Origin of the sequence: Pandoraea sp. 64-18, assembly GCF_001899225.1 — a bacterium.
In the GTDB taxonomy this organism is placed as follows: Bacteria; Pseudomonadota; Gammaproteobacteria; order Burkholderiales; family Burkholderiaceae; genus Pandoraea; species Pandoraea cepalis.
The window spans coordinates 1-17,566 of sequence record NZ_MKVU01000023.1 but is presented as its reverse complement, the minus strand read 5'-3'; the positions used below and the strand labels follow the sequence as shown (position 1 = coordinate 17,566).

The following is a 17,566-nucleotide window of genomic DNA, read 5'->3' as shown; positions in this document are numbered from 1 at the left end:
AGGCCGGGGTCGCCAGCTACCAAATCATTGCCTGGGAACCGACGATGGCCGCTCCGGGCATGCCCGACTTCCGAGCGTAGCTTTGCCGAGCGCCAAAGGCACTGTCGTCGCCGGTCAAGCCCATGGCGGCGACGATCAGTCATCGGGGGATGATGGCAACAGGAAATCGAGAGATTTCTCGTGCGATGGAAAGGCAATTATTGAGGCACGTTTCAACCCTGAGCGCGGGGAACCACAAAAAATCTCGCCGATCGGTCTGCCGGCGACGAAGTGCGTTATCTCGAGGATGGGGTGGGGGGATCCTGCTCGACGGGTGGTGGAAATTCGCTCGAAGGAACGGGAACTAGACAAGTAGATTAGTTGAATAAGAGGAAATTGAAATGAACAGTACTCAGAAACCAGTTGCCGTTATCACCGGCGGCGGTACGGGTATCGGTCGGGCCACAAGCGAGAAACTGGCAGCAGCGGGATGCACGGTGGTGATCATCTATTCGCGCAGCGACGCAGAAGCCAACGACACCGTGAACGCCATTCGCGCGAGAGGCCAGGACGCCATCGCCATCCAAACCGATGTTGCGGACGACGGCCAGGTACGGCGCACGATGGCCGAAGTCGTCGACTCTTTCGGTAACATCACCTATCTCATCAACAATGCCGGCATCACCCGACAGTTGCCATTCGCTGACCTGGAGGCAGTTGCCGATGATGTTTGGGACGATCTCTTCGCGGTCAACGTGAAAGGCGCATTCAACTGTAGCCGGGCGGCAGCACCGCACCTGCGCGCAGTGCCAAGTAGTGCCATTGTCAATGTAGGCAGCATAGCCGGAGAAACCGGTTATGGCTCGTCGCTTCCCTATGCCGTTTCCAAGGCAGCCCTGCACGGCATGACCAAATCCCTGGCACGGGCACTAGCGCCGGAAATACGTGTCAATTGCATTGCACCCGGCGCTGTCGAAACCCGTTGGTGGTCCGGCAATGAAGCCAAGATGCGCCAACTCTCGGGCAACCTTCCGCTTCAGCGCATCTCGACACCGGAAGACATTGCAGAAACTATCGTGCTTCTGCTCACGTCCCGTTCATTGACCGGTCAGATCGTCAAAGCCGAGAACGGGCAAACACTTTGAGGACCGGGCGTGAGTCAACATGCTGAAGTGGTTTGGCGAATGGAACATGCTGCGCACGTCACCTTCTTGCGAAACGCCGCCTTGCCTCGTCCATCCGGGGCCGTGACGGTGGAACAAGCGCTTGGTCTAGGTCATTTTTTCTACCAACGTCGCGTTTTGCTTGATTGCCCCCATTCAACGTGGTCAGTGGCGCAACGCGGACACGGTCGAGGATTCGTAGGCGAGGGCGATTCGGCATATGGGACATCGGCAGAGGCACTCGTCCGGCTGCAGCAGTTGGTCCACGCTCTGTGACTAACCAAAAATGTGAAGTGGCGCTCGTCGACGTTTGTGATCGCTTCGTGCATGGCTTCCGCCTGCGGATTTTCGTCGCAAGCCTGATTCGATAGCCTCGGTCGCGTTTGCGTATCCGCGAAGCGATAACCCAGGCGGCGAGGTTCATTATGGCCAAATGGGAAGGCGGTGTCGGGCAGAGAAAGTTTGAGATCCCCTGTTCATTGAGGGCCTGCTTTTCCGCAGGATTGCGCGAAGGGAGCCGGCGCACTCTGGCCGGCTCAAGGGCGTGATACGGGATACAAAAAATCTGGATTCGCGCTCGTGGACGGCGATCCAGGAAATCTCGGGTTTTTGCTGGCCAATCTGTGCACGAGCGGCTATGGGCAAGCCGTTCAAGTAGGCGTGCGCCAAGCGGGACGAAGTACGTTGCAAGCGTGAATGCTCCCGCAACCAGTCGTGAGAACCGGCGTTCGCCAGGCGGCGGCAACATGATTACGAGAGCCTCGCCCGGCGTTCGCCCGTTAAACACCGTCGAGCTATCGTCGAATGAAGGGGTTGGGGACGTCGAGATCCGTGGAGATCATGACGCATTTCGTCTCAAGATATTCCTTGATCGTTTCAACGCCGGACTCGCGGCCGATGCCGGACTGCTTGTAGCCGCCAAACGGTGACGTGAAGCTCGTTGCGCGGTAGTTGTTAACCCAAACCGTTCCCGCCTTCAAGCGGTCGGTCATGACCATCGCGCGGTGCAGGCTGCGTGTCCACACGCCAGCCGCAAGACCATAGGCAACGTCGTTGCCGATCCGGATGGCATCCTCTTCGTCATCGAACGGAATCACGGCGAGCACCGGCCCAAACACCTCCTCCTGTGCGATGCGCATGTCGTTGGTCACGTTGGTGAAGATGGTCGGCTCCACAAACTGGCCTGCACCCAAATCCGAGCGTGCGCGCCCGCCCAGCACGCACGTCGCACCTTCGTGCTTGGCGCTTTCGATGCATGCCATGATGCGTTCAAACTGGGGGCGCGTGGCAATCGGTCCGATTTGTGTATCCATCTTCGACGGATCGCCGATCTTCGCCTGCCCCACAAAGTCGATGAGTCGCTGTACGAAGGCCTCCTGGATATTGCGCTGCACGAGCAGCCGCGACCCCGCCATGCACGTCTGGCCGGATGCAGCGAACACGCCGGAAACCACTCCCTTTACTGCTTGATCGAGATCTGCATCATCGAAAACAACATTCGGCGACTTACCGCCGAGTTCGAGTGTCACCGTCTTCAACCCGCGCGCCGCAAGTTCGTAAATCTTCCGACCAGCCCCCCCGCCGCCGGTGAAGCCAACGTGTGCCACCAGCGGATGCGTGACGAGCGGTTCGCCAACCTCCTGACCGAAGCCCGTCACGACATTGACTACGCCGTCAGGAAAGCCCGCCTGCTTGATAAGGCGCGCAAACTCGATCATGGATGCGGAAGTGAATTCGGACGGCTTGATGACCGCAGTGCATCCCGCCGCCAGCGCCGGTGCGAGCTTCCAACTCGTCAGAGCAAGTGGCGAATTCCACGGCGTAATGATGCCAACCACCCCCTTCGCCTCGTACTTCGTATACGCAAACACTCCCTTCTTGTCGGTTGGAATGACGGCGCCCTGAACCTTATCGGCGAGTCCCGCGTAGTAATGGTAATAGTCGCCCAGATAGCGCACCTGGCCCGTCACTTCGGCCGCCAGCTTGCCGTTGTCTCGCATCTCGATCGCGGCTAGATGCGGCGCATTTTCGATGATGAGATCTGCGAGACGCCGCAGCAATGCGCCTCTCTGGGTCGCAGTGAGCGATGCCCAAGCCGCGCCGTTTAGCGCCGCATGTGCCGCAGTCACGGCGGCGTCTACGTCGCGTGCATCGCCGCGGGCGATCTCGGCCCAGACTTTTCCGTCGTAAGGGTTCTCCGTAGGGAAATACTCCCCGGTCGATGGCGCAATCTCCTGCCCGCCAATGAAGTTTCCATAGCGCGGGAGATCGGGTTCGCGGAGCTGTTGATCCATGGTGATGTCTCCAATCGGACTTGCGAAAATCAGATATAAATTCTGTAGGGTGAAACCCTATGGAATAATTCGTTGCGTTAAACAGAACGCAGTTCTATTATTTGTCAAAAGCCGCCGGGTTGCAAGGAGAGATCACAGCCTGAGACTGCGGCCGGTTCGTGAAGGTCTCAATGTTCTGGAGGAGATGATGGCGAAGGTAAGTAATGTCGACGTTCTCGTGGTTGGCCACGGCGTCGCAGGATTGTCGGCAGCGGTGTCCGCCGCGCAGGCTGGTGCTGCGGTTGCGGTGCTGGAGCGTGCACCTTTCGAGGACTTCGGCGGAAACAGTCGCTGGACCGAAGCGTACATGCGTATGAAGAATGACAGCGAGGTTAGCGATGATTTCGAGAGTCACTTCGCTGAGAACGCAGGGGCGAATCCGGATCCGATGATTCTCTCCGAGGCGGTATCCGAGTATTCGCACTGGCCATCGATCGTCAAGGCACACGGCTTCCCCGACCCCGAATTGATCTCGTTCTTCGCCGCCGAGGCCCCCTCCGCGCTTGCATGGCTCAAGCAGTTCGGCTGCCGATTCGAACCTATGCCCATTTACCTGCTCACCCAGAACACGACGCGCATCGCATCGGTGGGAGGCGGTCTCGCGATTCTCGAGGCGTTGCTCAAGCAAGCCCGGGCGTTGGGCGTCGAATTCCATTACAACACCACTGCCAAGGCATTGCTGCAAGACGGCGACGGCTGCGTGACCGGCGTGCGTGCGGTGTCCACCGAGGCTGGTCCGTTGACGTTCCACGCGCGGAACGTCGTGCTGGCCTCCGGCGGATACCAAGGCAATCCGGAAATGCTGACGCAGTACCTCGGTCCGAAAGCGAGCAACATTCGTCCAGTCGCGCGCGGTGGGTATTACAACAAGGGCGAGTGCATTCGCATGGCGCTCGATCTCGGTGCCGCCCCCGCAGGGGAATTCGGTTCGTACCATGCGGAACCCGTCGACCCGCGTTCAGCGATGGCCGAAGCCGTCGTCTTTATCTATCCCTACGGCGTGCTGATCAATCGCAACGGCAGCCGGTTTGTCGATGAAGCACCGGGTACGGTGGACGCCCACTACGACAATATCACCCGTGCGATCGGCGAGCAGCCCGGCGGCGTGGCGTACGTGATCTTCGACAGCAAGGTCAATGACATTCCGCGCTGGCAAACCAGCATTCGCAGCGACCAGCCCGCCATTCAGGCCGATTCGCTGCCGGAACTCGCGCGGAAGCTGGAACTTCCTGTCGACGCCTTCATCTCGTCCATCGACGCCTACAACGCGGCCTGTCCCGCACCGAACGCGTTCGATGGCGGCATGACGCTGGACGGGCTCAGCACCAAGGGCGTCTGGCCGGCCAAGTCGAATCACGCGCGCTCCATCGAAGCCGGGCCATTTTCTGCCTATCCCATCATTTCGGCGAACTGTTTCACTTTCGGTGGATTGAAGGTCGATACGTACGCGCGCGTGCTCGATACCGACGGGCGTGCCATTCCGGGGCTGCTCGCTGCGGGCGAGACGGTCGGTATCTACCACCAGGTGTACACGGGATCGACTTCCGTGCTGCGCGGCATCGTGTTCGGCCGCCGTGCTGGGAAGACGGCAGCGCTAGAGCGCGCCTGAAACGACAACCGTGTTAAACGAGTGAAGCGAGGAGACAACTCATGAAACGTCGCGATTTTCTTCGATTGAGCGCCGCCGCCGGATTGGCGGGCGGGTTCGGTGTGGCCGACATCCAACGGGCGCTCGCCGCCGACGGCTTGGATCTTTACATGCTCAGCGCGTTCTCCGGCCCATTTGCCGCAAACGGCAAGTTCGGTGAAATGGGGGGCCGCCTCGCGGTCAAGAGCCTGTCGCCATCGATGGGGCGCAGTGTTGCCTATCACACGATCGACACGCAGGGGAATACCGGTACGGCAGTGCGCAAGATTCAAGAGGCGATCAACCAGAAGCAGGGACGCCTGTTCCTGGGGGGGGCGCTGTCGAGCGAGGCGCTCGCCGTCAGCCGTGAAATCGAGCACGCCGGCGGTGTCTATATCACCTATGTCGGCGCCGACGAAATCACCGGATCGGCGTGCAACCGCGCGACGTTCCGCTGGGCCGTGCCAACCTACGGCGCCATTCGCCAGACCGTCGCGCCGGTGGCCGACATGCTCCCCAAGGCAAAGCGCTGGTACACCATAACCCCGCAATACGTGTTTGGCGAAGGGTTACTCAACAACGCCAAGGAAGTGTTCCGGGAAAAGGGTATCGAACACGTGGGCAACAGCTATCACTCGTTGCAAGACAAAGAGTTTTCGGGCTATCTGACCAACGCGGCCGCTTCCAATGCGGACGTTCTGTTGATCCTGAACTTCAGCCAGCAAAGCATCGATACCCTCAGGCAGGCGGTCAGCTTCGGCCTCAAGAGGAAGATGAAAATCGTCGTTGCTTGGTCGGCTGGGCTCGACCAGTTTGCGACGCTCGGTCCCGATATCTGTGAGGACGTTTTCTTCGGCGTGCAGTACTGGCACGGCCACGATGCGCCAGCCAACCGGGCCTTCGTCGCGCTCAATCGTGAAGTCAATCGTGCGACTCCCACTTATTTCACTGCTGCGGACTTTGCTGTCACGAGCATGATGCTCGACGCGGTGCGTCGCGCGAACACGACCGATCCGAAGCGCGTGGCGCAGACCCTTGAATCGATGAAATGGGCGGGCATCACCGGCGATGAGGAAATGCGCGCGTTCGATCATCAAGTGTCGAAGAACTATTTTCTGATGCGAGGCAAGGCCAAGGCGAAGATGCGCGATGCCGACGATTTCGCCGAAGTCGTGTCGTTCGGAAAGTCGTTCCCAAGCCAGGGACAGTCGCAGTGCAAGCTTGCCTGAAGACATTTTCATAATCTGACGACGGCGCCATTGGCCAACCGCCATGGGCGCCGCCGGCAAACTCGATTCAGGTGCAAGTCATGGGCATCTATCTGTTTCAGATCATCAACGGCATCGGTCTGGGGATGATCTACTTTCTCGTTGCAGTCGGACTGAGCATCACCCTCGGGTTGCTTGGATTCGTCAACTTCGCACACGGCATGTTCTATCTGCTGGGCGCATATCTGACGTTTCAGATCGTTTCGTGGGGCGGCAGTTTCTGGGCGGCGGCGGTGGCCGCTCCGCTGGTGGTCGCCGTGCTCGCATTCACGCTCGAACGTGCGATTCTCGTCCGAACGTACAAGTTGCCGCACAAGTACCAGATCGTCGCGACACTCGGCATCGTATTGATTGCGCAAGAGGCCGTCGTGATGCTGTGGGGACCCCTCGGCAACGGCGTGTCCGTGCCGGATTCGCTGGCCGGTGTGGTCTCGCTTGGCAACTTTCAGTATCCGCTCTACCGCGTGTTCGTCGTGGCCGTCGCTGCGGTGCTCGCGATCGCGCTTTGGTTGCTACTCGAGCGAACGACGTTCGGCGCTCTCGTTCGCGCCGGCAGTGAATCTTCAGAAATGGTGAAGCTGCTTGGCGTCGATGTCCGAACACTGACCAGCTTGACGTTTGCGCTCGGCGGCATGATCGCCGCGGTCGCGGGCGTACTGATTGCCCCGATACGCGGCGCCGACCCCAGCATGAGCGGCGAGGCCCTGGGGATTGCCTTCGTGGTTGTCATCATTGGCGGCATGGGGAGTTTTACGGGGTCGATTGTTGCCGGCATTTTGGTGGGGGTCGTTCAAAGTGTGATGAGCACCCTCTGGTCGGAGGGGGCCCAACTGATGGTGTACGTCGTCATGACACTGGTATTGATCGCCGCGCCGCGCGGCATTCTGGGGAGAGCGTGATGAGCCGGATCATGAATTTCGCGTCGCCCGTGCTGTTTCCTCTCGCGTTCGCGATTGTCTTGCCGTTCGTCGTGTCGTCTCCGACGCTGGCGGGTTCCGTGCTGGTGTATGCGGTGGCGGCGATGGCCTGCAACCTGCTTCTCGGCTACGGCGGACTGTTGTCCTTTTGTCAGGGCACATTCTTCGGCTTGGGCGGATATCTGTTTGGACTCGCGCTGCTGCGGGGGCATTGTGGGGTTCTCACCGCGCTCGTCGTCGCAATCGTGGGGTGCGGCCTTATCGCCGGACTAATTGGCGCTGTAGCCATCCGGCGCAAAGGGCTGTATTTCGTGATGCTGACGCTGGCTTTCGCACAGCTTTTCTATTTCATCGCGTATTCGCTGCCCGCGTTGACCGGCGGCGACAACGGGATGGAGGGTCTGCCTCGATTGCCAACGTTGCTGCCGTTCCTGAAAGGCCTGCCAGTGGCCGACAGCGTCGCGCTTTACATTCTGATCGCGATCGCATTCATCGCGGCGTATGGCCTGCTGCTTCGCGTGATCGGCTCGCCGTTCGGTTCCGTCCTGATCGCGATTCGCGAGAATGAACATCGCGTCGGGCCGCTTGGCTATAACGTTCGGCACTACAAGACGCTCGCATTTGTTCTGTCAGGTGCCCTGACGGGGCTCGCCGGCGCCATCGATGGCCTATTGCTCGGCATGGTGCCGCTCTCAAATATCGACATCGGCACGAGTCAGAACATTCTGATCGCTGCCATTCTCGGCGGAGCGGGCTCGCTGAGCGGCTCGGTGTTCGGCGCAGCCGCGCTCGTGATAGCGAGTGACTTTCTTTCGGACCTCTGGCCGCGGTGGCAGATGGTGCTCGGCGTACTTCTGGTCTTACTCGTCATTTTCGCGCCGGATGGCTTGTCGGGGCTCTGGCGGCGCCTTGTTTCGCGCGTGCGGCGCCAAACTTATGATCGAAAGGACAAGCAATGGACTACATTCTAGACGCGCAATCCGTTGGGGTGCGATTTGGGAACTTCGTCGCCAACAAGAACGTCGATCTGCGTGTGAAGCGCAACTCGATCCACGCGCTGATCGGCCCGAACGGGGCGGGCAAAACCACGTTCTTCAATGCCCTGTCGGGCCGCATCGAGACATCGTCAGGCCGGGTCATGTTCGACGGCTGCGACGTGACCCGCGTGCCCGTACATCGCAGATTGCATTCAGGCATGGCGCGCTGTTTTCAGATAACGAATCTGTTTCCCGGGCTGACGACGCGAGAAAATCTGCGGCTTGCCGCGCAAGGCCTGCGTTCGGTGCGTGCGCTCGACTTCTTTTCGAAACGCGAGCGCGATACGCAGGCCTCCGAGATGGCGGAATACCTTATCGAACGATTGGCGCTGCGAGCAGAGGCCGAGCGCCGCGTTGGCGAGCTGTCGCATGGGCGACAGCGCATCATTGAAGTCGCGATGAGCATGGCCGGCCGGCCGAAATTGCTGCTTCTCGACGAGCCGACGTCCGGCATGGGCGTCGACGATCTGCCTGTAATGCGCGCGTTGCTCAAGGATTTGAGCCGTGACCACACGGTGGTGTACGTGGAGCACAACATGCATCTGGTCATGTCGCTTTCGGATCGGATCACCGTCCTCTTCGAGGGACAGGTGCTCACCGAAGGCACGCCAGACGAAATCAGACGTGACGAGCGCGTTCGGCGCGTATACCTGGGGGAGCGACATCATGTTGCGGGTTGAAGGCTTGTGCGCCGGATACGGGAGCGCACGCATCGTGCACAACGTTTCGCTCGAAGTGGCGGCGGGCGAGATAGTTTGCCTGCTCGGCCGCAACGGCGCGGGGAAGACAACGACGCTGAGCGCGATTGCGGGAGCGATCCCTTTGTTCGCCGGGGAAGTTCGTCTAGGCGGCAAGGCGATCGTGCCCGGACGAGCCGATGTTGTTTCGCGGCATGGTCTGAAGTTGGTTCCGGAGCACCGAGGCATCTTCGCAATGCTGACTGTGGAGGAGAACCTGCGCATAGCGGCGCGGCGTGACTCGATCTGGTCACTTGACGCGGTGTATGCGCTGTTTCCCCGTTTGCGCGAGCGCAGAAAAAATGGCGGGTCGGCCCTCTCGGGCGGCGAGCAACAGATGCTCGCCATCGCACGTGCGCTGGTGAACGGCCCCAAACTCTTGATGCTCGATGAGCCGAGCGAAGGGCTGGCGCCAGTCATCGTCGACGAAATCATGGCGATTTGTCGAACGATCCGCGCCGAAGGCATTCCCATCCTGCTCGTCGAGCAAAGCGTGGATGTCTGCATGGCGTTGGGGGATCGCCATTACATCCTGGAAGAGGGGCATATCGCTTATCACGGTACTCGGGACGAGTTCGCAGGCGCCGAAGACGTCCGGAGTCGGTATCTTGCCGTGGAGGTCGGGTGAGCGCAGCGCGGGGAGCGATCAATACCGAACGGATTCGTTTAATATACGGGCGATCCAGAGAGGGAGACTTATGAGTTCAGACGGTGTAGCAGCGGTTGAACGCGCACTCGATATCCTTGAGGCGTTCAACGAGCGTGATGGCGCGCTTACGCTTGCCGAAATCGCAAGCCGCACGGGTTTCTACAAGAGCACGATTCTCCGCTTGATCGATTCGATGGAAAAGTACGGCTACGTTCAGCGTACCTCCGACGGCCTTTACCGGCTTGGGCCCAAGACGCTGTCGCTCGGCTTTATGTATCAGCGAAGTTTCAATACGTCTGATCTCGTCCCTCAGGCCTTGCGCCGACTCGTCGATGAGATCAACGAGAGCGCTTCGTTTTATGTTCGCGACGGCGATACGCGCGTCTGCCTGCATCGGCAGGACGCCGATCGTGCCATACGTGATTCGGTACATGTCGGTCACCGGCTTCCGCTCAACGTTGGGGCGGGCGGCCATGTCATCCTTGCGTTCAGCGGCTTGTCCGGCGATAAGTACGAACGCATCCGCGACCGCATGTACGCCGCCTCGGTGGGGGAGCGAGATCCCGAGACGGCCGCACTGGCATGCCCCGTGCTCGGCGTGCGCAACCAATTGGTTGGCGTGATTACGATATCGGGGCCGCGCTATCGGCTCGAAGCCGAGACGCTGGAATCGTACGTACCGACGCTGTTGAAGTTCGCTGCAGAGTTGACGAAACAATGCGGGGGCGACGAGACACGTTTGCTAAAGGCTGCGCAGCAGCGTTAACCGAACCCATTGGGCGGTACTGCAAGAAGGCCGCCTGTTTTTTTAAACCAGTTATAGAACGATGTTCTATCAGATAGACCTGCGTTGATCTCTTTTGGTCAATGTTTCAGAAAATAATTCTGAAATTGAGGTAAAAATGACTCAGGCATTGGAAGGAATCAGGATTCTCGATGTGACGAACGTCCTGGCCGGGCCGTTCTGCGGCTATCAATTGGCGCTAATGGGGGCCGACGTTATCAAGGTCGAAACCCCAGGTACGGGAGACCTGGCGCGGCAACTTGGCGCCGATCCGGCGCTGAACGCCGAGTTGATGGGGACATCGTTTCTCGCACAGAACGCGGGAAAGCGGTCGGTCACGCTCAATCTGAAGAGTGAGGCCGGCAAAGCCATCTTCCATAAACTGGCTGCGTCCGCCGATGTTGTCATCGAAAACTTCCGGCCCGGCGTAATGGATCGCCTCGGCGTCGGCTACGACGATCTGCGCGAGATCAATCCGCGACTCGTATATTGCGCGATTTCCGGCTTTGGCCAGACGGGGCCGCTCAAAGATGCCCCCGCCTATGATCAGATCGTTCAAGGCATGTCTGGCGTAATGAGTGTGACTGGCGACGAACGGAGCGTGCCGATGCGCGTCGGCTACCCCGTCGCGGACACGTTGGGTGGTGTAACCGCGGCTTTTGCGATCAGTGCGGCGTTGGTCCGTCGGGCGGCAACGGGGGTGGGTACGTCCATCGATGTTTCGATGCTCGATTGCATGCTGGCATCGATGGGTTGGGTCATCTCCAATTATCTGATTGCGGGGCAGCGGCCTCAACCGATGGGGAACGAGAACTTCACGGCCGCCCCTTCCGGCACTTTCAAAACGGCGGACGGCCTCCTCAACATCGCTGCGAACAAGCAAGAGCAGTTCGTTGCGCTCGTAGCGCTTCTCGGCATTCCCGAACTCGCCAGCGATGCGCGATTTGCGCAGCGCGAGGCGCGCAAACGGCACCGGGCGGAACTGAAAACGCTCATCGAGGCCGCTTTGAAGACAAAGTCCGCTACCGAATGGGAGCCGGCGCTGACCCGGGCAGGTATTCCCGCAGGGCGGGTGCTGGATGTGGCGAGTGCGCTTGCCGAGCCGCAGGTGACGCAACGACGATTAGTGAAATCGTTTCGACGCGCCGTAAAAAACGAGCGAGACGTATCGGTGGTGCTTTCCGGATTCAAAATGAGAGAAGCTGAGCCGGACGTCGCTTGTGCGCCGCCTACGCTGGGCGAGCACACCGCTCAGGTGTTAGGCGAGCTCGGGTACACGAGTCTCGAAATTGAACAGCTCAAGCATCAGGGGGCGGTATGAACCCCACAACAGGCAAACCATGGACGCCACCCGAACAATGGTGGAAGACGTCGATCATCGACGTTCAACCCGGTGAAATTGGTATTCGCGGATACCCGATCGAAACCCTCATCGGCAATCTGAGCTACGCGCAAATGGTTTGGCTGATGCTGCGCGGCGAAGTCCCGTCGAAGCCGCTGGCGACGCTGCTCGAGGCCGCGCTTGTCGCGGCTGTCGATCATGGGCCTCAGGCACCGTCGATTGCGATTGCGCGCATGAGCATGACGTGTGGCGTCGACATCAATAACGCAATGGCATCGGCGATCAATGTGCTGGGCGACGTCCACGGCGGGGCGGGGCAGCAATGCATGGATCTGTTCCGCAGTGTGCTTGAATGCGCAAGCGCCGAGCAGTGCGGCATCGCAGATGCGAGCGATATCGTGGTGGGTGATTACCAGCGCAATGTGTCGAAGATGATTCCTGGGTATGGTCATCGCTTTCACCCTGTCGACCCCCGCGCCACGCGCCTGCTCGCGCTTGTCGAGCAAGCGCGTGACGAAGGCCTGGTGACTGGACAGTACCTTGCTGCGGCAAGGGTGATCGAGGCCACGCTCGCCCGGCGTGCGAACAAGCCGATCCCCATCAATATCGACGGGGCGACGGCGGTGATCTATAGCGAGCTGGGTTTCTCGGCGGCGCTGGGGCGGGGGCTCTTCATTCTTTCGCGCTCGGTTGGCATCCTCGCGCACGCGTACGAGCAGTCGCAAGCGCAGGAGCGCATCAAGGGTCCGATGCCGCCAAGCGTTCCCTACACCTACACGGGACCGGCGCGACGTAATGTTCCTTCGTCAATTCGGTATGAAAATGACCAGTATTGAAGCCATGATGGACGCCGGCGCGTTCATCCAGCCGATCGACTGGGGCGACGGCGGGCGCAGCCGCATCGTGTCGCTGCGCGAGATGGAGCAGGCGTTTCCGGCCGTTGCACGCCTTCCGATGTCGATCCGGATCTTGCTCGAAGGCATGGTGAGGCATTTCGACGGCGAACACACAACGTGTGCGCATCTGAGCAATCTTCTCGCGTGGCATAACGGGGTACGCGACGAAATTCCGGCGTGGTTCTCGCGCGTGTTGCTACAGGACGCTTCGGGCATTCCGCTGCTCAGCGATCTTGCGGCAATGCGCGCCGCCGCGTGGCGCGACGGCATTGCGCCCGAGTGTGTTCAGCCGCGTATTCCGGTAGATCTTGTCATCGATCATTCGGTCGTCGCGGATTTCTCGGGAACCCCTCTGTCGCAGGCCCAAAACCTTGCACGCGAGTTTGAGAACAACGACGAGCGTTATCGGTTCGTGAAATGGGCGGAGCAAGCGTTCCATGGCTTGCGCGTCGTTCCGCCCGGTCACGGCATCGTGCATCAAGTCAATCTGGAATATCTCTCAACAGGGCTCGCGCAGCGCGACGGATTCGCCTTCCCCGATACCCTGGTCGGAACCGACTCGCACACGACGATGGTGAACGGACTTGGCATTCTCGGCTGGGGTGTGGGAGGGCTGGAGGCTGAATTGGCCGTACTCGGTCTGCCGCTTTACGTGCCGACACCGGACGTGATCGCCGTTGCGCTCTCGGGAGCGCGGCAGTCGGGGACGAATGCCACCGATCTGGCGCTTTACCTGACAGGTGTGCTGCGCGAATACGGTGTGGTTGGCAAGTTTCTCGAATTTGTCGGACGAGGGGCGCGCCGATTGAGCGTTCCCGATCGCGCCACGATCGCGAACATGGCACCGGAGTATGGTGCGACGGTCGGCTACTTCGCGACCGACGAAAGTACGCTGGCGTACTTTCTCGACACCGGCCGCTCGAAGCAACGGGTCGATCGCTTCGGCGCCTACTGCCTTCGGCAGCGTTTGCTGGGTATCCCGGAAGCCACCGATCTAGATTATTCCGCGACACTCGAAATCGATCTGTCGCGCGTGGGCCGGTTGGTATCCGGCCCTCGCCGTCCGCATCAGACATTGTCGTTGCCCGACGTTGCGGCAAGTCTTCCAGTCGACCCTTCGCGGGCTGATTCGTCGCGAGGCGACATGGCGTCGCTCGCTGACGGCGCAGTCGTGCTCGCGGCCATCACCTCGTGCACCAACACCGCCAACCCCGCCGCGATGTTGACGGCAGGGCTCGTGGCAAAGGCCGCCGTCGAGCGTGGTGTGACCGTGCCGCAATACGTGAAGACCGTGCTTGCGCCTGGGTCCCTTGCGGTCACGAAGTATCTGGAGCGCGCTGGCCTGCTCTCACCGCTGGAGGCCTTGGGATTCTACGTGGCGGCCTACGGGTGCTCGGCTTGTGTCGGAAATACCGGGGCTCTGCACGACGGCGTGGAGGATGACATCGTTGCGAGGAATGTGACCGTGGCGGCCGTGCTTTCCGGAAACCGGAATTTTGAGGCGCGAATTCATCCGCTGGTCAAGGCGAACTATCTGGCTAGCCCTGCACTCGTGGTTGCTTACGCCCTCGCCGGCACTGTTCTGACGGATCTCGAAGCGCAGCCGGTGGCCACGGATCGTGACGGGCATCCGGTATTTCTGCGCGATCTGTGGCCGGATGACGCCACGGTGGAGGCGCTGCTTCGGCACGTTCTCGATCAACGCGATTACGCGTCGATCACCGACGCAAGTGGCGCAGCCCGACAGACATGGAATGCAATCGCATCGGAGGGCGGCACGGTGTATCAATGGCAGGACGGCTCCACGTATTTCGTTGAGCCACCGTTCTTCGACAGGACAAAGCAAGCGATCGGCGCGGCGTCCATTACCGGCGCGCGCGTGCTTGCCGTGCTCGGCGACGCCATCACGACAGATCACATCAGCCCCGTGGGGCGCATCGCGGAAGAGGGCGATGCTGGGCGCTACTTGCGACAGCAAGGCGTTGCGCCAGAAGACTTCAACACCTACGGCGCGCGCAGGTGCAATCACCACGTCATGGTGCGCGGAACCTTCGCGAGCCCGCGCCTGGTCAACTCGTTGGTGCACCCGCTTGTCGGCCCGCTTGCGCGTTCGGCGCGTGATGGGCAGGTACGCACGGTATTCGAAGTCGCTCGGGAGAATGCGCACGATGGCGTGCCCAGCGTCATCGTCGCGGGAAAATCGTACGGCGCGGGTAGCGCGAGAGATTGGGCGGCGCGCGGAACGTCGTTGCTTGGCGTGTCCGCAGTCCTGGCCCGTAGCTTTGAACGTATCCATCGCAGCAATCTCGTTCTGATGGGCGTCATGCCAATCGAGTTGCTGGAATCGACGGATTTCGACGAGTTGGAATGGCTCGGAGACGAGTCGGTCGACATTCATTTCGACAGCGATTCGTTGACCTGCCGGCAGCCCGTGCGCGTTGTCGTAACCCGTGGGGAAACGACGGTGGCGCAATCGGCGGCGACGCTGCGCGTCGATACGTTCGCCGAGCTTCGGTATTTGCGATCGGGCGGCGTGCTCCGCTACGTGTATGAAGCTCAGATCGCGGGCGCCGCAGACGGTGCTCGCCATAAATTAAACGATTGAATTGCCTAGTGATATGGAAATCAGGAAATGAAGATTATCGTGACTGTGAAGCGCGTGGTAGATCACACCGTAAATGTCCGGGTGAAGTCGGACGGTACGGGTGTCGACACCGCCAACGTAAAGATGTCGATGAATCCCTTCGACGAGATCGCAGTGGAGGAAGCGGTTCGGCTGAAGGAGGCGGGCGTGGCCACGGAGGTGATCGCAGTTTCTGCGGGCGTGGCCCAGGCGCAGGAGACGCTGCGCACGGCGCTGGCGATCGGCGCGGATCGCGGCATCCTGATCGAGTCGAATGAGGCGTTGCAGCCACTGGCCGTGGCAAAGCTGTTGAAGGCCATCGTAGACCGGGAGCAGCCGCAACTCATCATCCTGGGTAAGCAGGCCATCGATGACGACTCGAATCAGACCGGCCAAATGCTCGCAGCTCTTGGAAATCTGCCGCAGGCGACGTTTGCGTCGAAGGTTGTCGTCGCTGACGGCAGCGCGGTTGTGACGCGTGAAGTGGACGGCGGTGCGCAGACGTTGTCGGTCAAGCTTCCCGCTGTGATCACTACCGACCTGCGCTTGAACGAGCCGCGCTATGCAACGCTGCCGAGCATCATGAAAGCCAAGAAGAAGCCGATCGAGACGATCAAGCCCGAGGATCTCGGTGTTGACGTCACGCCACGGCTGGCAACGCTCAAGGTCGTGGAACCTGCGAAGCGCGTCGCCGGTGTGAGGATGCCGGATGTGGCGTCGCTGCTGGAGAGGCTGAAGGCTGAGGCGAACGTACTCTGACAAACGGGCAAGAGAGGAAAAACATGACGATTCTGGTAATTGCAGAGCACGACAATGCGACCGTCAAAGCCGCGACGCTGGGGGCAGTGGCAGCGGCGAAGGCGATCAAGTCATTCGCGCAGCAGAGCGTGCACGTTCTGGTTGCGGGCCATCATGCGCGTAGCGCCGCGGAGGCTGCGGCGAAGTTCGCAGGGGTGAGTAAGGTGTTGCTGGCCGATGCGCCGCAGCTAGAAGCGGGCCTGGCCGAGAACATCGAGGCAACGGTGTTGAGCATCGTGAGGAATTACTCGCACATACTGGTGCCGGCTACTGCATCGGGTAAAAACATAGCGCCTCGCATTGCTGCAAAACTCGACGTGGCACAGATTAGCGATATCACGGCAGTGTGCAGCGCAGACACGTTCGAGCGACCGATTTACGCAGGTAATGCGATTGCAACGGTGCAATCACGCGATTCGATCAAGGTCATCACGGTCAGAGCGACGAGCTTCGACGCGGACGCAACTGAGGGCAGCAGCGCACCGATCGAAAGCATCGATGCGGCGCCCGACGCGGGGTCATCGAAATTCGTGAGCCGGGATGTGACTAAGCTGGACCGCCCAGAATTGACCAGCGCGGGTACCATCGTGTCGGGCGGTCGCGGGCTGGGGAGCGCAGAGAACTACAAACGCCTGCTGGAGCCCTTGGCCGACAGGCTGGGCGCCGCGTTGGGCGCCTCGCGCGCGGCGGTTGATGCGGGTTATGTGCCGAATGACTACCAAGTGGGGCAGACAGGCAAGATCGTGGCGCCCCAGTTGTACTTTGCCATCGGCATCTCGGGGGCAATCCAGCATCTGGCGGGTATGAAGGATTCAAAAGTGATCGTGGCGATCAACAAGGACCCGGAAGCGGCGATCTTCAGCGTTGCGGATTACGGCCTCGTGGGCGATCTTTTTGAGATCGTGCCGGAACTGGTCCAACGATTGCAGTAGCGAAGCTAGTTCCAGAAAATAACGGACGTCATCCCACTGGAGAGCGCGCTTTCCAATGCCAGTGATGGCTGTGTTTTTTTGCGCGGCAAATGTCGATATTTGGCGAATTGATGTGGCATTTTGCTAGACGTAAGCTGCGCTTGCAAGCTCATCCATCAGGAGAACGCCATGACACAGCGCGAATCATTTCACGCTTCATCAGCAGCGTCCCAGATCGTTATCCGTTAATAGGGCGACGCGGCGGCACTGACCACCGTAGACGAAACGCTGCCTCCGCCGGCCGCCGGCGAAATCCGCGTCCGGCACACGGCGATCGGGGTCAACTATGTCGATATCTATCACCGCACCGGCCTCTATCGGCTTCCGTCGCTTCCCGCCGTGCTTGGCGTCGATTACGCTATCGACGGCATCGGCGGAAAGACTCTGCTCGATACCCTCGGCTGCGTACGTCCTTACGGTATGGTTGCCAATGTCGGCCAAG

15 protein-coding genes and 1 pseudogene are annotated in these 17,566 nt (G+C 60.3%); 15 read left to right on the top strand and 1 reads right to left on the bottom strand.

Features of this window, described 5'->3' with window-relative positions:
* Window positions 1-355, top strand: a 355-nt coding sequence (locus BGP02_RS21650; RefSeq protein WP_286799257.1) for a hypothetical protein, incomplete at its 5' end; no start/stop codon positions are given.
* A gap of 25 nt (window positions 356-380) precedes the next feature.
* Window positions 381-1,124: an SDR family NAD(P)-dependent oxidoreductase gene (locus BGP02_RS21645; RefSeq protein ID WP_261938998.1), complete on the top strand. Its 744-nt coding sequence runs from the start codon at window positions 381-383 to the stop codon at window positions 1,122-1,124.
* An 812-nt stretch (window positions 1,125-1,936) separates the two neighbouring features.
* On the opposite strand, the gene BGP02_RS21640 is transcribed toward BGP02_RS21645, so the two are convergent.
* Window positions 1,937-3,436 (bottom strand): aldehyde dehydrogenase, encoded by a 1,500-nt coding sequence (locus BGP02_RS21640; RefSeq protein ID WP_261938997.1) that lies wholly within the window; start codon window positions 3,434-3,436, stop codon window positions 1,937-1,939.
* A gap of 4 nt (window positions 3,437-3,440) precedes the next feature.
* On the opposite strand from BGP02_RS21640, the gene BGP02_RS21635 reads away from it, so the two are divergent.
* From BGP02_RS21635 to BGP02_RS22455, 13 genes and pseudogenes are all read left to right on the top strand, one after another.
* Window positions 3,441-5,084 carry an FAD-dependent oxidoreductase gene (locus tag BGP02_RS21635; RefSeq protein ID WP_353744124.1) on the top strand — a complete coding sequence of 548 codons (1,644 nt, stop codon included), beginning with the start codon at window positions 3,441-3,443 and terminating at the stop codon, window positions 5,082-5,084.
* 41 nt (window positions 5,085-5,125) lie between these two features.
* Window positions 5,126-6,331 carry an ABC transporter substrate-binding protein gene (locus BGP02_RS21630; RefSeq protein WP_261938996.1) on the top strand — a complete coding sequence of 402 codons (1,206 nt, stop codon included), beginning with the start codon at window positions 5,126-5,128 and terminating at the stop codon, window positions 6,329-6,331.
* 80 nt (window positions 6,332-6,411) lie between these two features.
* A complete protein-coding gene (locus BGP02_RS21625; RefSeq protein WP_286799256.1) occupies window positions 6,412-7,269 on the top strand; it encodes a branched-chain amino acid ABC transporter permease in 858 nt (285 codons plus the stop codon).
* Between the two features lie 59 nt (window positions 7,270-7,328).
* A complete protein-coding gene (locus BGP02_RS21620; RefSeq protein ID WP_286799254.1) occupies window positions 7,329-8,258 on the top strand; it encodes a branched-chain amino acid ABC transporter permease in 930 nt (309 codons plus the stop codon).
* Window positions 8,243-9,004: an ABC transporter ATP-binding protein gene (locus BGP02_RS21615; RefSeq protein ID WP_261938993.1), complete on the top strand. Its 762-nt coding sequence runs from the start codon at window positions 8,243-8,245 to the stop codon at window positions 9,002-9,004. Before BGP02_RS21620 ends, BGP02_RS21615 begins: the two co-directional genes overlap by 16 nt.
* The gene (locus BGP02_RS21610) at window positions 8,988-9,689 is read left to right on the top strand and encodes an ABC transporter ATP-binding protein (RefSeq protein ID WP_150590086.1); all 702 of its coding nucleotides are present in this window, start codon (window positions 8,988-8,990) and stop codon (window positions 9,687-9,689) included. Before BGP02_RS21615 ends, BGP02_RS21610 begins: the two co-directional genes overlap by 17 nt.
* A gap of 70 nt (window positions 9,690-9,759) precedes the next feature.
* Window positions 9,760-10,476, top strand: a complete 717-nt coding sequence (locus tag BGP02_RS21605; RefSeq protein ID WP_286799253.1) for an IclR family transcriptional regulator — start codon at window positions 9,760-9,762, stop codon at window positions 10,474-10,476.
* Window positions 10,477-10,612: 136 nt separating this feature from the next.
* Window positions 10,613-11,815: a CaiB/BaiF CoA transferase family protein gene (locus BGP02_RS21600; RefSeq protein WP_261938991.1), complete on the top strand. Its 1,203-nt coding sequence runs from the start codon at window positions 10,613-10,615 to the stop codon at window positions 11,813-11,815.
* Window positions 11,812-12,672 carry a citryl-CoA lyase gene (locus BGP02_RS21595; RefSeq protein ID WP_286799252.1) on the top strand — a complete coding sequence of 287 codons (861 nt, stop codon included), beginning with the start codon at window positions 11,812-11,814 and terminating at the stop codon, window positions 12,670-12,672. Before BGP02_RS21600 ends, BGP02_RS21595 begins: the two co-directional genes overlap by 4 nt.
* The gene (gene acnA / locus BGP02_RS21590) at window positions 12,659-15,337 is read left to right on the top strand and encodes an aconitate hydratase AcnA (protein WP_286799251.1); all 2,679 of its coding nucleotides are present in this window, start codon (window positions 12,659-12,661) and stop codon (window positions 15,335-15,337) included. Before BGP02_RS21595 ends, acnA begins: the two co-directional genes overlap by 14 nt.
* A 27-nt stretch (window positions 15,338-15,364) precedes the next feature.
* Window positions 15,365-16,114: an electron transfer flavoprotein subunit beta/FixA family protein gene (locus BGP02_RS21585; RefSeq protein WP_261938988.1), complete on the top strand. Its 750-nt coding sequence runs from the start codon at window positions 15,365-15,367 to the stop codon at window positions 16,112-16,114.
* A 23-nt stretch (window positions 16,115-16,137) separates the two neighbouring features.
* Window positions 16,138-17,085 (top strand): electron transfer flavoprotein subunit alpha/FixB family protein, encoded by a 948-nt coding sequence (locus tag BGP02_RS21580; protein ID WP_286799250.1) that lies wholly within the window; start codon window positions 16,138-16,140, stop codon window positions 17,083-17,085.
* A gap of 384 nt (window positions 17,086-17,469) precedes the next feature.
* Window positions 17,470-17,566: pseudogene (locus BGP02_RS22455) on the top strand (quinone oxidoreductase); the annotation flags it as partial.

Coding starts and splice junctions, on each gene's coding strand:
- BGP02_RS21645 (WP_261938998.1), top strand. CDS start 381: ATGAACAGTACTCAGAAACCAGTTGCCGTTATCACCGGCGGCGGTACG.
- BGP02_RS21640 (WP_261938997.1), bottom strand. CDS start 3,436: ATGGATCAACAGCTCCGCGAACCCGATCTCCCGCGCTATGGAAACTTC.
- BGP02_RS21635 (WP_353744124.1), top strand. CDS start 3,441: ATGTCTCCAATCGGACTTGCGAAAATCAGATATAAATTCTGTAGGGTG.
- BGP02_RS21630 (WP_261938996.1), top strand. CDS start 5,126: ATGAAACGTCGCGATTTTCTTCGATTGAGCGCCGCCGCCGGATTGGCG.
- BGP02_RS21625 (WP_286799256.1), top strand. CDS start 6,412: ATGGGCATCTATCTGTTTCAGATCATCAACGGCATCGGTCTGGGGATG.
- BGP02_RS21615 (WP_261938993.1), top strand. CDS start 8,243: ATGGACTACATTCTAGACGCGCAATCCGTTGGGGTGCGATTTGGGAAC.
- BGP02_RS21605 (WP_286799253.1), top strand. CDS start 9,760: ATGAGTTCAGACGGTGTAGCAGCGGTTGAACGCGCACTCGATATCCTT.
- BGP02_RS21600 (WP_261938991.1), top strand. CDS start 10,613: ATGACTCAGGCATTGGAAGGAATCAGGATTCTCGATGTGACGAACGTC.
- BGP02_RS21595 (WP_286799252.1), top strand. CDS start 11,812: ATGAACCCCACAACAGGCAAACCATGGACGCCACCCGAACAATGGTGG.
- acnA (WP_286799251.1), top strand. CDS start 12,659: ATGACCAGTATTGAAGCCATGATGGACGCCGGCGCGTTCATCCAGCCG.
- BGP02_RS21585 (WP_261938988.1), top strand. CDS start 15,365: ATGAAGATTATCGTGACTGTGAAGCGCGTGGTAGATCACACCGTAAAT.
- BGP02_RS21580 (WP_286799250.1), top strand. CDS start 16,138: ATGACGATTCTGGTAATTGCAGAGCACGACAATGCGACCGTCAAAGCC.